The following is a 13,989-nucleotide window of genomic DNA, read 5'->3' as shown; positions in this document are numbered from 1 at the left end:
ATAGGCTGCAAGTGTACTGTGACTGAGATCACTAGGTTTAAGTAATTCTTTTGGGCTACCTTCAGTAATAAGAATAATATTTTGTAATAAATCAAGTATATCTTTGAGAGTCCGTAGTCAATTTAGATAGACTGTGGACTCTTGAAAAGCTGTATTTATATGCTGTTGGATGATCTGACGATGGGATTTTCTACTGATTCCCGATACTGTTGAACATCTGCTGTGTAGGCAATAGGGAGAACAGCTTCGACGTTTTCATGGGGACGGGCAATAATTACCCAGGATTCCAGAGTGCCACCATAAACGTTTTCTGCTGCTTCCACACCAGCAGCCATAGCTGCCTTAACTTCAGAAACGTCGCCACGAATATTAACTGTAAAGCGGGCGCTACCAACTCTGATATAACCAACTAGAGTGACTCTTCCAGCTTTTACCATTGCATCTGCGGCTGCAAGTACTGCCGGAAAACCTTTAGTTTCAAGTGCGCCAACTGCCTGTAATGACATTAGTAATCTCCTGTATGAATAAAAGTTATGTGGCGCTACAAATTAATTTTAAGAAGTTGTGCTGCCAATGTTGATAGAGAACTTGCTTAGAACAGACGAAAAGGTTCAGATTTTGAAGTGAAGTGGATGGGGAGAATGGTTTCCACATTTTCCGGGGGATTGGGAACAATATAATGGGTAATTACTTGCCCTCCATAAACTTCCTCTCCGGCGGTAATTCCTGCTTCAACTGCTGTTCTGACTTCGGCAACGTGTCCTCTAACAGCCACTAATAAGCGACCGCTTTCGGCTATACCATAGTATACGATTGTGACAGCGGCAGCTTTTACCATTGCATCTGCTGATGCCAGTACTGCCGGAAAACCTAAAGTTTCAATTACGCCAACCGCCATTGGCATGGCTTCACTCTCCTAAGTCATGGATAAGCAATATTTATTGTACGAGGCTTTGGTTACAGGTTTAACATTTGGGAAAATTTTCTTTTTGTCAGTTGTCAGGTAAACTAATTTTTATGTTTCCAAGTTTTTTACCTGCCGCAGTTGGGCAACTAAGTGAACCTACTTCTATCGCTTTGGCCAAAAGTATCCAAAGTCAAGCGATTATTGCTCCTCCTCTATGTAATGAATCGATCGCTACTGCTTATATACAGCAAGGTAGTGGTGGTACACCAATTCTTTTGATTCACGGCTTTGATAGTTCTATTTTAGAGTTTCGGCGGCTGTTGCCCTTGTTAGCTGAGAAGAATGAAACTTGGGCAGTGGATTTATTGGGTTTTGGCTTTACAGATAGACTTGCGGGGATTGATTATAGCCCCACAGCAATTAAAACTCATCTATATTATTTCTGGAAAACTCTAATTAACCAACCTGTGATTTTGGTTGGTGCTTCGATGGGTGGTGCAGCGGCAATTGATTTTACCCTGACTTACCCGGAAGTGGTGCAGAAGTTGGTGTTAATAGATAGTGCGGGGTTGAAAGGCGGTTCAGCTTTAAGTAAATTGATGTTTGCGCCCTTGTATTCTTTAGCCGCTGAGTTTTTGCGAAATCCAAAAGTGCGCGATCGCATTTGTCGTACTGCCTACAATAATCCTAGTCTGATTTCTGCGGACGCTTTATGTTGTGGAGAATTACATTTAAAAATGCCTAATTGGAACCAGGCGTTGATTGCTTTTACTAAAAGTGGCGGTTACACTGCTTTTAAACTTCAGCAACTTGCACAAATTGGGCAACCAACGCTAATTTTATGGGGCGATAACGATAAAATTTTGGGAACTGGGGATGCGAAAAAGTTTCAAAAAGCAATTCCCGAAAGTCAACTAATGTGGATTCAAGATTGTGGACATATCCCCCACTTAGAAAAACCACAAATTACCGCCCAACACATTTTAGAATTTCGAGGTTAAATTCTAATCGTATAACCATGTATTATCTGCAAAATTATCATTTGACTGGTTGGGCATTTCTTGGAGTCTTTCCGAGGATCTGTGTGATTTCTTGGGATTAATGGATAAGGATCTGGAAGTTTCTTTGATAGGTTCTATGAAAGTTTCTTTGGCCGGTTCTTTGACTTTCTTTAATTCATTAATTTCTGCTATTAATTGAGAATTAGATTCTGCTAATTGCAGGGCTGTTTTTTTAGTTTCATGAAGTTCTGTAGTCAAACGTTCTGCTAAAGCTTTCTGTGCAGATAAATCTGTTTTGAAATCGCTAATTTGTTCTTTGAGAGAAACTTCTTTTCTATTTGCTTTTTCCAGAGTTGCCGTCAATTCTTTAATAGTGACTTCTAAATCTGCTTTAGTCGGAGTTGTGCGTTTAGGAGAAGTAGAATTTGATGTTGTTTCTTCCACCAATGACGAAGAATTTTCTTCCTCAACTTTTTGTGCAGTGACTTCAATTGCTGTGTCACCAACCTGGGGTGTAAATTTTTGTGCTTCTTCTTGTAATAAGTCAGAAAGGTTTTTCTTAGCCATTATTTCCTCCAATCATGTATTAATTCATCAGCCACACAGCGGTAATCAGATTCTGCTTCCCGTGCGTTTTTTCCTCGCCATTGAGTAATTGATAAACCCTCAAGAGCGGCTCTTTCATGAGCTTTATAGGTACGAATAAAAGTATTAAAAACTGGAATACCTAGTTGTAAAAGAGTTTTTTGTGCTTCTAATGCTTCCCTTGCACTGCGCGTATCAACTTTAGTTAACAGTACCCGATGGGGAGTACCCATAGGGATAACGGTTTGTCTAACTGTCTCAATCAAGACAGCTAAATCCATTGCTGCTGGTGGTGTTGGTAAAATTAGATAATCTGCAATCCCTACTACCGCCACTAGAGCTTCAGAACGCAGTGCGGGAGGTGTATCTACCACTACTAAATCATAACTTGTTATTTTTGGTAATTCACCCAAAAGTTGTGGATTTATTTCTTGAGCTAAATCAAATTCCATCCCCTGCTGATTTCGTCGAAACCACCAACTAGCAGAACCTTGAACATCTGCATCAATCAGAAGGACTTTTTGGTTTTGGGTAAAGTTAGCAGCTAAGTTGACTGCGGTAGTCGTTTTCCCGACTCCTCCTTTACCATTAAGGATAGCAATTATTTTTGTCACTTTTTACTTTTGACCCAGCTTGATACCAGTTTGGGTTTTGAGATTTCTGATGAAAATCACTAAATATTTCAACTTGGTATTACATAAATGTAACGCTTTTTGGGAACTTTAATTCTAAAAAAATTGCCTCCGCTAAAATTGAGAAGACGTAAATTTCGCACATGACTATGACTGCAACCAATAGCTTACCGCCGCTAATAAAAATGCCGCTTTGGCGCAGAAGAATGAAGTTTGTAATGCAGCCAGTTAAGTATGTGGAAGATTTGGGTGAGCTTTATGGTGATACATTTACTATTTCCGGTTCTGGGGATAGCAAAATGGTGTATTTCAGCCAACCAGAAGCCTTAGAGCAAATTTTTACTGCCGATTCTAGTCATTTTGAGGTGGGAAGAGGGAATAGGGGGTTAAGATTTTTGCTAGGAGAACGCTCTCTCATGTTAATGGATGGTGAACCCCATCAACGTCAAAGGCAACTTTTAGCTCCTCCTTTTCATGGTGAAAGAATGCGGGCTTATGGTCAAGATATCCAGGAAATTACTCAACAGACAAGTAATAAATGGGTGATTGGTAAGCCGTTTAATATCCGCGAATCCATGCAAGAAATCACCTTGCGGGTAATATTACGGGTAATATTTGGCTTAGATGAAGGAGAGATGTTTGAAGAATTAAGGCGATCGCTCACATCTTTGCTAGACTTCATGACATCACCAATCATGTCCAGTGCTTTCTTTTTTCGGTTCATGCAAAAAGACTTTGGCGCTTGGAGTCCTTGGGGTTGGATTGTCCGCCAACAGCAACATATAGACGAACTAATTTATACTTTAATTCAGCAACGTCGAGCGGAACCTGATCAAAACCGTCAAGATATCCTCAGTTTAATGATGGCGGCTCATGATCAAAATGGTCAAGGAATGTCAGATCAAGAATTACACGATGAGTTGATGACTATTTTAGTAGCGGGACATGAAACCACGGCTTCCGCACTAACATGGGCATTTTACTGGTTGGATAGATTACCAGAGGTTCGAGAGAAATTACTACAGGAAATAAACTCATTGGGAGTCAACCCAGAACTCAGCCAAATCGCTAAAATTCCCTATTTAACAGCAGTTTGTCAGGAAACACTACGAATTTACCCCATTGTGATGTCAGGTTTCATTCGAGTTGTCAAAATTCCGATTGAGATTATGGGTTACAAATTGCCCGCAGGAACAATTATAGTTCCTAGTATTTACTTAGCACATCATCGAGAGGAGGTATATCCCCAACCCAAACAATTTAAACCAGAACGTTTTTTAGAAAGGCAATTTTCACCTTATGAATACTTACCCTTTGGTGGTGGAAACCGTCGTTGTATCGGGTTAGCATTTGCTCAGTATGAAATGAAAATTGTTTTGGCAACTATTTTGTCAAAATTTCAACTTTCTCTATTAAATCAGCAACCTGTTAATCCTGTCCGTCGTGGTTTAACTATAGCTGCACCTGTGGGAATGAAAATGATTGCAACGCTGTAAGTCAAACGTGTTGCTAAATCAGTAACTGTTTAAAAATGGGGAAACTTTGTATTACCTAGCCCATGAAGCGGAAAGAATTTATTACACTATCTTTTACAGCACTACTATTGAAAGCCTGCAAACAGAATCCAATAAACAAAGTTATGAAAGATGAATTTTTTTCTTATGGACTAGACAACAAAGTTTTCTTACCTTGGGTTCAGCTATCTGAGGATGAGAGACAAAAATATTTATCGCCATTAAAACTCTTTAAAGTTTTGAGATCGCACGAAGTAGGTCAATCATCTCATACAATTACAAAGATTGCTATTGATGAATCCCAAGAAATCCTTGCTTGTTCATCAAGAGATGGAAAGGTAAGTATTTGGCATCTTTTATCTGGTGAACTTATCTCATTATACTCTCATGACAGTGATGCTAGTTCAGTTGTAATTGCCGAGAATGGTGATGTAATCAGTGGAGGTTGGGACAAGAGAATAAAAATCTGGAATTATTTATCTAATCAGCTTTCACAAACTTTTGAGACACCACATTATGTAGGATGTTTAGCTATTAATCTTAAAGCTAATTACTTGGCTGCGGCGATAAATTACTCAGATAAAATAATTGTATGGGATTTGCAAACATTTAAACAAATTGCTGAAATTAGTAACGAAAGATTCTGGGAATTTGCGCTATTAGCATTTGATGATTCTGGAGAACGGTTATATGCAAGATTTGGACTTGGAGAAAATCGAGTCTGGGAAATGCCTTCTACAAAGCTGATTAGAGCCTTCCCTGATAGTCATTATGGAGAATGGAGTTACTCCTCAATTGACAACAGAGGAATGGTTCTAGCTACTGCATCGGATCGAGATAACGAAGTTTATATATGGGATACCGTAAGTGGCAAAAAAATACAAGTAATTGAAGCAGCACCAGCATCGGATGGTGGTCCATTTGATCCCAATATTCTCTTAAATCATAATGGTAGTATTCTCATCACTGCTACACTAAACGGAAATATCAGGATATCTTGTACTGAAAGCAAAGAAATTTTGCAAGAATTTCCATCTGAACATGAAGAAGAAATCAGTTCATTAGCTATAAGTAATAGTTATTTAGTATCTGGAGATCATGACGGAAATATTAAAATTTGGAAATTTACTGCCTAACAATATTTAGTGGTATTTTTCTTGCTTGTAGTGTTATATTTATAGTTCATTAGGCATTGTAATTAAGAATTATCCGTTAATACCTGATTTGCAATTTCTTGCTGATTAGCTAGATTTTCATAATGTTCTTGATCACGATATTTAATTGTTCTCATGGGTTGATTACCTACAATAGCTAAAGGTTCAACATTACTTGTTACCACTGTTCCCGCTGCAATAATTGCACCATCACCAATCGAAACTCCGGGAACAATTAAGACATTACCTGCTATCCAAACATTGCGACCAATAACTACAGGTTTATGAATATAAATATTATGCTTGTATGGTAACTCATCACTTTGATAGTCGTGATTAGCTGAAAGGATAATCACATTAAATCCAATTGTAGTGTTATCACCAATTGTAATTCCCCCACGACCATCTAATAAAACATCTGGGCCAATATAGACTTTATTACCAAGGGATACATTCTGTGGATGGTCAATTTTTAAATCACGTTTAAAGCGAACACCTTCACCACAAAATTTTAATTTCGGTTTAATTTGCTGATGTTTGTATCGTCTAATTTTGGTTTGAACATATTCTTCCCAAACTACCAAGCGAGGAACTAAATGGTTTACAAATAGACGTTCTAACTTATTAACAATTTTATGTCTAATTTTTTCCATACCCATAAATCTTCAGCGTTACTCTGCGTTAAAAGGCACTTATTTGTTCACTCATCTTTTCTTCCAACAATTCCAACAAGCTATCTACATCCTTACCAACCTGATCAAAACAAATTTTTGGTGTCGGTTCAGGTGCAAATTGAATTAATTTGATTTCTCCCTTACCAATGCCAATCATGACAACTTCTATTTCTGGTTTATTATGATCAATAATTCCGATCAGTTCTTGCAGCCAATTTTCAACATTATCATTTAGTTTTTCTATTTCAGCTTGGGGACAATAAACAAAGTGGGGTTTTGGCTGTAAATCAATACCAATAGTACCTTGACTGTCACCATTTTCTAAGTGCAGTCCCCAAAATAATGCTGCTAATTCTTGTTGATTGGCTTTAACAAATCTATCTAATTGTCGTCGCCATTTACTATCTTCCGTTTCCGGTTGGTTACTACCAAACATCATAATTAATTTGTAATTCTAAGACTTTTATTTTAAACCTGATTGTACACGCCAGAGACTTGTGTAATTACCATTTTTATCTAACAGTTGTTCATGGGTTCCTGACTCGATTAATTGTCCGTATTCCATGACATAAATGCAATCAGCATTGCGGATAGTAGAAAGACGGTGAGCGATCGCTATCGTAGTCCGATTGACGGTAATCCGTTCTAGGGAACGCTGAATAGCTGCTTCTGTCTCATTATCCACTGCTGAGGTTGCTTCGTCTAAGATCAAAATGGGCGGATCTTTTAACACTGCACGTGCGATCGCAATCCGTTGTCTTTGTCCACCAGATAACTTCTGCCCCCGCTCCCCCACAATTGTCTCATAACCTTGGGGCAACCGCATAATAAAATCATCTGCCTCCGCTACTTTAGCCGCCATGACTATATCTTCATTTGTAGCGTCAAATGTGCCGTAGGCGATATTTTCAGCAACTGTACCATGAAATAAGAATACATCCTGACTGACCAAACCAAGACAACGGCGTAAATCTCGTAAATTCAAACTTTGTAGATTCACCCCATCTACAGTTATTTTTCCCTGCTGTACTTCGTATAATCGCAGCAAAAGCTTGACTAGAGTGCTTTTACCGGAACCCGTAGAACCAACAATTGCGATCGTGTTTCCAGCGGGTATTTCTAAAGATAGATTTTTAATTATTGGCGTTCTATCTTGATAAGCAAAAGTTACATTTTGAAACTCTACCGAACCACGCACTAAATCCACAGGTAAATTAATATTTCCTGTATGAATTTCAATCGGTGTATCTAGTAACTCCATAATGCGATTAGTAGAAGCCATTGCCCTTTGATATAAATCAAAAGTATCTCCTAATCTAGTTAAAGGCCAAAGTAAAAGCTGAACTAAAAATACTAACGAACTATAAGCACCTACAGCTAATTTTCCTTCTACTGCTTGCATTCCCCCAAACACCAGTAAAACTGTAAATGCAGTCAAAATCAACATCCGAATCAAGGGAATAAAAGCCGCAGAAAGAGCAATTGCTTTAGCATTACTTTGACGATAGGCATCACTTTCAAATTCTAAGCGTTTAGCTTCATAATCTTCAGCAGTGAAACTTTTAATAGTCGTAATTCCGCTGAGATTATTTGATAATCTCCCATTTAGTAACCCCACTTTCTCCCGGACTTCTGCATATCGGGGTGCTAGTAATTTCTGAAAAGCTACCGAACCACCTAAAATAAAAGGCATAGGCAACATTGCCATCCATGCCACACTAGGAGCTAAAATAAAAAATGCAGTGCCAATAATGAGAATAGTTGTAACTACTTGAATAATGTCGTTTGCACCTACATCTAAAAAACGCTCTAATTGGTTAACATCATCACTGAGGATGGACATTAACCCGCCAGTACTACGTTCTTCAAAATAAGCTAATTCCAATTCTTGTAAATGTTTATATGCATCTAGTCGTAAATTATGTTGAATATTCTGCCCCAAATTTCGCCACAACAATTTATAGCGATACTCAAAAAACGATTCTAAGATCCAAGTAACCACAGTTAGGATGGACAAAATCAAAAATTGCCCAGAAATTTCTTTGACACCCAATTGAGCAATAATAGAATCTTGTTGCTTAACTACCACATCCACAGCAATACCGATTAATGCTGGTGGTGCTAAGTCAAAAACTTTATTGAGAATAGAAGCACCAATTGCCAGCCAAATCTGCTGACGATACTTATCTCCATAGTCAAGCAGGCGTTGGAGTGGATGTACAGAATTTCTCCGCCTTTTTGATTCCTCGTTAGATTTGAATACTATAGCCACGTATGTATACAATTACTTGTAGCTAAATATTATCACAAAATTAAGTTTATCAGTTTTAAATACTAAGCAATTAAGTACAATAACTTTGGAGTGTGGCAGTAAAAACTCAGTTCAACACCGCAAACTTTCAAGATATTTGAGTTAAATGTGTTACTTTACTCAAAAATCAGCACTTAAAACTAAACAGGAGATAAAAATTTGAATACTAAACAACTAGGGAATTGGCAAACTACCGCGTTCGGAATTGTATTAGCAATATTGGTACTTTTTGGACTTAATTCTTTTGTCATTCTTAACCCTGGACAAGCTGGAGTAATTAGCATTTTAGGTAAAGCTAGAGATGGTGCCTTACTGGAAGGTATTCACCTCAAGCCACCATTTATTACCGTGATAGATGTGTATGATTTAACGGTACAGAAATTTGAAGTACCAGCAGAGAGTTCTACCAAAGATCTGCAAAATTTATCTGCCAGATTTGCTATTAACTTTCGTCTTGATCCTATGCAAGTAGTTCAGGTGAGAAGGAAACAGGGGACTTTAGAAAACATTGTCTCAAAAATCATTGCTCCCCAAACCCAGGAAGCATTTAAAATTGCCGCAGCGAGAAGAACAGTAGAAGAAGCAATTACCAAAAGAAGCGAATTAAAAGAAGATTTTGACAATGCTTTAGGCGATCGCTTGAATAAATATGGGATAATCGTATTAGACACGAGTGTAGTTGATTTGGCCTTCTCTCCAGAATTTGCCAGAGCAGTTGAAGAAAAACAAATTGCGGAACAGCGAGCGCAAAGAGCCGTCTATATAGCGCGAGAAGCAGAACAAGAAGCCCAAGCAGATATTAACCGTGCTAAAGGTAGAGCTGAAGCTCAAAGACTCCTAGCAGAAACTCTCAAAGCTCAAGGCGGACAATTGGTTCTGCAAAAAGAAGCCATTGAAGCTTGGAGAAATGGCGGTTCACAAATGCCAAATGTACTTGTGATGGGTGAAGGTTCCCAAGGTAGCATCCCATTTATTTTTAACTTAGGTAAGATGTCAAATCAATCTTGATTTTAATCAAAAATACTAGTAAGGTGGGCTAGTCCCATCTTCAACACAACAGTAACACCAGAAACATAATAAACGTATATATGCCTACTCCCCAAGATTCCAACCTCACCATTTCAGAAGCAAAAAAAATCCTCAACAAATTTAACTGTCTGGATATTGCCCCGGTTCTTAAAGCATCAGAAAAAGTTTTAACCCGTCAGGCATTAATCTTCATGGCCAGCCTTTCAGACTACCAAATTTTAGGAATTTGTGCTGATACAGCCGAAGAAGGTATTCTGGCAATGAAAACCTATTCTCATGCTTTTCATTATGAAGCACCAAGTAATTTGCAAACACCTGATGGGCCAGTTTATATCAAATTAAATGGTAAAAATGGGCTTTGTTATCTCGATTCTTACTATGGGCATCATCGCGGAGTATTAGTTTCTTGTCAATCTTATCAAGAAGCAGGAATCAACGAGATGTATGGACACTTACCCTTAGATTTATTTGTATAGTATTTATCATAAATCAACTGTAACCTTGGGTGGGCAATGCCCACCAAATCACTAATAACTAATGACTTGATTAAAATTTTATGAGTATTATCACCTTACAATCAGTTAAAAAAGATTTTGGTATCAAAGAAGTTTTAAAAGATGCGAGTTTTAGCCTTGATGTCACCGACAAAGTTGGGTTAATTGGTACTAATGGTTCTGGTAAATCAACTTTATTAAAAATGATCGCAGGACTAGAATCAGTTGACAGCGGTCAAATTTTAGTTAACTCTGGTTCTAAAATTATCTACTTACCCCAGCAACCCGATGTAGATGAAAATCGCACTGTTTTAGAGCAAGTATTCGCTGACAGTGGTGAACAGATGGCTTTAGTCAAAGAATACGAAGAACTTTCTGATAAATTAGCTCATCATTCAGAAGATAGTCAACTAATGTCTCATTTCTCTGCGGTAATGCAGCAAATGGACTCAACTGGTGCATGGGAACTAGAAACTAACGCTAAAATCATTCTTACTCAATTAGGAATTGCTGACTTTGATGTCAAAGTTGGTACTTTATCTGGAGGTTATCGCAAGCGAATTGCCTTAGCAACTGCCTTATTAGCAGAACCAGATGTATTGCTTATGGATGAACCAACAAACCATCTTGATGCAATATCAGTAGAATGGTTACAAACTTATTTAAGTCGCTATCGTGGCGCACTTTTTCTCATTACCCACGATCGCTATTTTCTAGATAGAGTTACTAATAGAATCATTGAAATTGATAGAGGTGATATCTTTACCTATACAGGTAACTATTCCTATTATCTGGAAAAGAAAGCTCTAGCTGAAGAATCTGCTGTTAGCAGTCAACGTAAACATCAAGGTGTATTACGGCGTGAATTAGAATGGCTCAAAAAAGGACCAAAAGCCAGAAGTACCAAACAAAAAGCCAGAATTGATCGCGCTCATGCACTGCGTGATACTGAGTTTAAACAGGTTCAAGGTAAAGTTGATATTTCTACAGTTAGTCGTCGGATTGGTAAAAAAGTTATTGAACTTAATAACATTACTAAAGCTTACGATGATCGAATTTTAATTAATGATTTCACCTACGAATTTAGTCCTGAAGATCGCATTGGCATTATTGGTGCTAATGGTGCAGGTAAATCTACTTTAATGAATATCATCACCGGACAAGTTCAGCCAGACTCAGGGACTGTAGAAATTGGTAGTACAATTCACATTGGCTATTTTGACCAACATTCTGAAGAATTACTCACGGAATTAAACGAAAATCAACGGGTAATTGATTACATCAAAGAAGAAGGGGAATTTATTCAAATAGCTGACGGTACAAAAATCACGGCTTCGCAAATGTTAGAGAGATTTTTGTTTCCTGGAAGTCAGCAATATGCACCAATTAATAAACTTTCTGGTGGTGAAAAAAGACGGTTATTTCTATTACGCTTGCTGATTAGTGCGCCAAATGTTTTGATTTTAGATGAACCAACTAATGATTTAGATGTGCAAACATTAGCGGTATTAGAAGAATATTTAGAAGATTTTTCTGGATGTGTAATTGTAGTTTCCCATGACCGCTACTTTTTAGACCGCACTATAGATACTGTATTTGCACTGGAACCAGGTGGTAATTTCAAGCAATATCCCGGTAACTACTCAGTTTATTTAGATTATAAAAAAGCTGAAGAAGCAGCAGCACAACAAGAAGCAGGTAATACGACAGAAAAACAAAAAAATACTACAGAAGAAAAATCTACATCTCCAGAACCAGAAACTACAAAGCGACGCAGATTATCTAACTGGGAAACAAAAGAATTTGAACAGTTAGAAGGTAAAATTGCCAAATTGGAAGATGAAAAGACAGCCGCAGAAAAAGCATTAGTAACTGTTTCTCCTGGCAATTATACCCAAGTCCAAAAGCTTTATGATCAGGTGGAAACACTCAAAAAAGCGATTGATGTAGCGACAGAACGCTGGTTAGAATTAGCGGAAATGGAATCTTAAATCTTAAAATATAGAAATTCTTGTCCGCATACAATACAATCAAGGACGGGTAAACCCCGCCCCTACAGATTTGGCGATAAAAACCGCTATCAGGAAGGTTTTCTATATAGCAATTCCCATTCAAGTGAGGTACAGTCAGTAATAATTAAACGCAGATGAACGCAGATAGTTTTGTACTTCATTAGACTAGGAAATGCTATATCGCTAAATCAGCATTCAATTTTTCTGATTATTTACGTATTGGGTAATTCTTCACCAGGCCAAGTTTTGTCTATACTAATTACCCAAGGGATGCCGTTATTAACTGGTGAACTAATACTAATTTTGGCTTTGTTTGCAAACCGTTTTAATGTTTCAGCTAAGTAGGGAACAGTAGTCATGATATTCTGGTAACTTTCAATATTATGACAAACCATGATTAACATCAAAATACCGCTATTGACTTTGAAATACCAATGGCAACTAGATAATAAAATGCGTACCATACTATTACAAGCTTGGAAAAATCGCTTTTTAGTGACTTCTTCCAGTTGACTGAGTAATAATTCACTGATTTGTGTAGTTTTATAAGTAGGTAAATCGTCTGGAGATAGATATGGTTTAGTCATGGGATTTCGTCCTTTTTCAAAAGAACATGAGACTGACGTAATCTGAATAATTCAGCATGATTAATTAGTAAGTTACGTCAGATGTTAAGATTTTCCAAAGTGACAACCGTTCACTCCCATACGAATGTTTATATAATTCGTATGTCCTGCACATCAATTTTCCACATATTTTCTTAGCAAGTTATACTGCAAACGGGTCAAACTTGGACTTATGTCATACTGACCGTAACGTAGTGCAGGGAAGTATCTCGGAGATTCTTCACTTCGTACCCTACGGGAAGCAAGCTACAGAATGACACTTTTAACCCGTTTTTAGTATAGATACAAAACTATATTAAGTTTTGTGGTAATTGCCAATAAATTGAGGACTTACGTAAGAGTCATATTTAATAGACCTCTTGCAGGTGCGGTGCGTCAGATCTATAAATTGGTTATAGCGGTTCTCGGTTGAGTGAGATACAAGAACCCCTCCCCGCAAGCGATGAGGGGGCTATGATGTACCTCATGTGATGAGGAAACACTATATTATCAATAGATTTTCGACATCTGACGCATCCTACTAATATTCCAGTTGCGTAAATCCTGAGATTTAAGAACTGTGTTTTTGTGTTTCGGTGGTAATCCAAAGCAGTTCTAACCACAAATGAGGATAAGCTGTTTTTAGCTTTGATAAAGGATCTCGCAGTAATTTGGTAGCATTTAAGCAAACAACTTCAGGTAGTCCTAAATATTTTGCTACTTCTCTGAGTAAATCTTTTTCAGCTACTAGAGATGCAAAAATTTCATGAGGACAGTAAATGCCAATATACTGCACAGAGGAAACACAAGAACGCATAAAGGAAGGAGTGATTACTTTCACATAACAATGACGTAGTAATTCCCATACTCGCGGGTGCATTTCTTTGATAATGGTGTTAAAGTTATCGACTAATTTTTCTTCAGTAATCATAATTATCTCCATGACTGGTGCATAATAGTGCAACCAGGATAAAGAACTTTTTCAGTTCTACAAACCATCAATTGTTGAAAATCTTTTCACTTGCACCTGAAAACTCTTCGTTGTTAACGGTGCGTTATAGAAATCATCAA

Annotated in this window: 15 protein-coding genes; 6 read left to right on the top strand and 9 right to left on the bottom strand. The window is 37.7% G+C overall.

The genetic code is table 11. The features are described 5' to 3' along the window. Positions 1–155: 155 nt before the first annotated feature. Both VB713_RS04410 and VB713_RS04405 read right to left on the bottom strand, forming a co-directional pair. Positions 156–506 (bottom strand): carbon dioxide-concentrating mechanism protein CcmK, encoded by a 351-nt coding sequence (locus tag VB713_RS04410; RefSeq protein ID WP_323310369.1) that lies wholly within the window; start codon positions 504–506, stop codon positions 156–158. An 86-nt stretch (positions 507–592) separates the two neighbouring features. Further along, the gene (locus tag VB713_RS04405; protein ID WP_323310368.1) at positions 593–904 is read right to left on the bottom strand and encodes a carbon dioxide-concentrating mechanism protein CcmK; all 312 of its coding nucleotides are present in this window, start codon (positions 902–904) and stop codon (positions 593–595) included. Positions 905–1,017: 113 nt separating this feature from the next. On the opposite strand from VB713_RS04405, the gene VB713_RS04400 reads away from it, so the two are divergent. Continuing rightward, a complete protein-coding gene (locus VB713_RS04400) occupies positions 1,018–1,908 on the top strand; it encodes an alpha/beta hydrolase (protein WP_323310367.1) in 891 nt (296 codons plus the stop codon). Between the two features lie 3 nt (positions 1,909–1,911). On the opposite strand, the gene VB713_RS04395 is transcribed toward VB713_RS04400, so the two are convergent. Together VB713_RS04395 and VB713_RS04390 are read right to left on the bottom strand one after the other, a co-directional pair. Further along, positions 1,912–2,475 (bottom strand): hypothetical protein, encoded by a 564-nt coding sequence (locus VB713_RS04395; protein ID WP_323310366.1) that lies wholly within the window; start codon positions 2,473–2,475, stop codon positions 1,912–1,914. Further along, entirely contained in the window at positions 2,475–3,107 is a 633-nt protein-coding gene (locus tag VB713_RS04390; protein WP_323310365.1) for a ParA family protein, read from the bottom strand. The genes VB713_RS04395 and VB713_RS04390 overlap by 1 nt, the downstream gene beginning before the upstream one ends. Positions 3,108–3,274: 167 nt before the next feature. On the opposite strand from VB713_RS04390, the gene VB713_RS04385 reads away from it, so the two are divergent. After that, positions 3,275–4,621 (top strand): cytochrome P450, encoded by a 1,347-nt coding sequence (locus VB713_RS04385; RefSeq protein WP_323310364.1) that lies wholly within the window; start codon positions 3,275–3,277, stop codon positions 4,619–4,621. 143 nt (positions 4,622–4,764) lie between these two features. After that, positions 4,765–5,775: a hypothetical protein gene (locus tag VB713_RS04380; RefSeq protein ID WP_323310363.1), complete on the top strand. Its 1,011-nt coding sequence runs from the start codon at positions 4,765–4,767 to the stop codon at positions 5,773–5,775. A 62-nt stretch (positions 5,776–5,837) separates the two neighbouring features. Here the strand turns inward: VB713_RS04380 and VB713_RS04375 are convergent, their stop codons facing one another. The 3 genes from VB713_RS04375 to VB713_RS04365 are packed head-to-tail and all read right to left on the bottom strand — an operon-like array spanning position 5,838 to position 8,739. Continuing rightward, positions 5,838–6,446, bottom strand: a complete 609-nt coding sequence (locus VB713_RS04375) for an acyltransferase (RefSeq protein ID WP_323310362.1) — start codon at positions 6,444–6,446, stop codon at positions 5,838–5,840. 28 nt (positions 6,447–6,474) lie between these two features. Beyond that, positions 6,475–6,906: a hypothetical protein gene (locus tag VB713_RS04370; protein ID WP_323310361.1), complete on the bottom strand. Its 432-nt coding sequence runs from the start codon at positions 6,904–6,906 to the stop codon at positions 6,475–6,477. Between the two features lie 24 nt (positions 6,907–6,930). Continuing rightward, complete coding sequence (locus VB713_RS04365; RefSeq protein ID WP_323310360.1) at positions 6,931–8,739, bottom strand: ABC transporter ATP-binding protein; 1,809 nt, start codon at positions 8,737–8,739, stop codon at positions 6,931–6,933. A 198-nt stretch (positions 8,740–8,937) separates the two neighbouring features. On the opposite strand from VB713_RS04365, the gene VB713_RS04360 reads away from it, so the two are divergent. The 3 genes from VB713_RS04360 (at position 8,938) to VB713_RS04350 (ending at position 12,292) form a co-directional block, all read left to right on the top strand. After that, positions 8,938–9,786, top strand: coding sequence for a prohibitin family protein (locus VB713_RS04360; protein WP_323310359.1), 849 nt, complete (start codon positions 8,938–8,940; stop codon positions 9,784–9,786). 80 nt (positions 9,787–9,866) lie between these two features. Further along, positions 9,867–10,283, top strand: a complete 417-nt coding sequence (locus tag VB713_RS04355; RefSeq protein ID WP_323310358.1) for a DUF1824 family protein — start codon at positions 9,867–9,869, stop codon at positions 10,281–10,283. 80 nt (positions 10,284–10,363) lie between these two features. Continuing rightward, complete coding sequence (locus tag VB713_RS04350; protein ID WP_323310357.1) at positions 10,364–12,292, top strand: ABC-F family ATP-binding cassette domain-containing protein; 1,929 nt, start codon at positions 10,364–10,366, stop codon at positions 12,290–12,292. A gap of 233 nt (positions 12,293–12,525) precedes the next feature. Here the strand turns inward: VB713_RS04350 and VB713_RS04345 are convergent, their stop codons facing one another. Both VB713_RS04345 and VB713_RS04340 read right to left on the bottom strand, forming a co-directional pair. Beyond that, positions 12,526–12,900 (bottom strand): hypothetical protein, encoded by a 375-nt coding sequence (locus tag VB713_RS04345; RefSeq protein ID WP_323310356.1) that lies wholly within the window; start codon positions 12,898–12,900, stop codon positions 12,526–12,528. A gap of 589 nt (positions 12,901–13,489) precedes the next feature. Then, the gene (locus tag VB713_RS04340) at positions 13,490–13,849 is read right to left on the bottom strand and encodes a hypothetical protein (RefSeq protein WP_323310355.1); all 360 of its coding nucleotides are present in this window, start codon (positions 13,847–13,849) and stop codon (positions 13,490–13,492) included. Positions 13,850–13,989 lie beyond the last annotated feature (140 nt).

Origin of the sequence: Anabaena cylindrica UHCC 0172 (genome assembly GCF_034931625.1) — a bacterium.
GTDB classification, from domain to species: domain Bacteria; phylum Cyanobacteriota; class Cyanobacteriia; order Cyanobacteriales; family Nostocaceae; genus Anabaena; species Anabaena cylindrica_A.
This window is presented reverse-complemented; position numbering and strand designations above follow the sequence as displayed.

Excerpts from the sequence above, each read along its gene's own strand:
- VB713_RS04395 (WP_323310366.1), bottom strand. The coding sequence starts at position 2,475 with ATGGCTAAGAAAAACCTTTCTGACTTATTACAAGAAGAAGCACAAAAA.
- VB713_RS04410 (WP_323310369.1), bottom strand. The coding sequence starts at position 506 with ATGTCATTACAGGCAGTTGGCGCACTTGAAACTAAAGGTTTTCCGGCA.
- VB713_RS04345 (WP_323310356.1), bottom strand. The coding sequence starts at position 12,900 with ATGACTAAACCATATCTATCTCCAGACGATTTACCTACTTATAAAACT.
- VB713_RS04400 (WP_323310367.1), top strand. The coding sequence starts at position 1,018 with ATGTTTCCAAGTTTTTTACCTGCCGCAGTTGGGCAACTAAGTGAACCT.
- VB713_RS04375 (WP_323310362.1), bottom strand. The coding sequence starts at position 6,446 with ATGGAAAAAATTAGACATAAAATTGTTAATAAGTTAGAACGTCTATTT.
- VB713_RS04405 (WP_323310368.1), bottom strand. The coding sequence starts at position 904 with ATGCCAATGGCGGTTGGCGTAATTGAAACTTTAGGTTTTCCGGCAGTA.
- VB713_RS04370 (WP_323310361.1), bottom strand. The coding sequence starts at position 6,906 with ATGATGTTTGGTAGTAACCAACCGGAAACGGAAGATAGTAAATGGCGA.
- VB713_RS04380 (WP_323310363.1), top strand. The coding sequence starts at position 4,765 with ATGAAAGATGAATTTTTTTCTTATGGACTAGACAACAAAGTTTTCTTA.
- VB713_RS04350 (WP_323310357.1), top strand. The coding sequence starts at position 10,364 with ATGAGTATTATCACCTTACAATCAGTTAAAAAAGATTTTGGTATCAAA.
- VB713_RS04340 (WP_323310355.1), bottom strand. The coding sequence starts at position 13,849 with ATGATTACTGAAGAAAAATTAGTCGATAACTTTAACACCATTATCAAA.
- VB713_RS04355 (WP_323310358.1), top strand. The coding sequence starts at position 9,867 with ATGCCTACTCCCCAAGATTCCAACCTCACCATTTCAGAAGCAAAAAAA.
- VB713_RS04385 (WP_323310364.1), top strand. The coding sequence starts at position 3,275 with ATGACTGCAACCAATAGCTTACCGCCGCTAATAAAAATGCCGCTTTGG.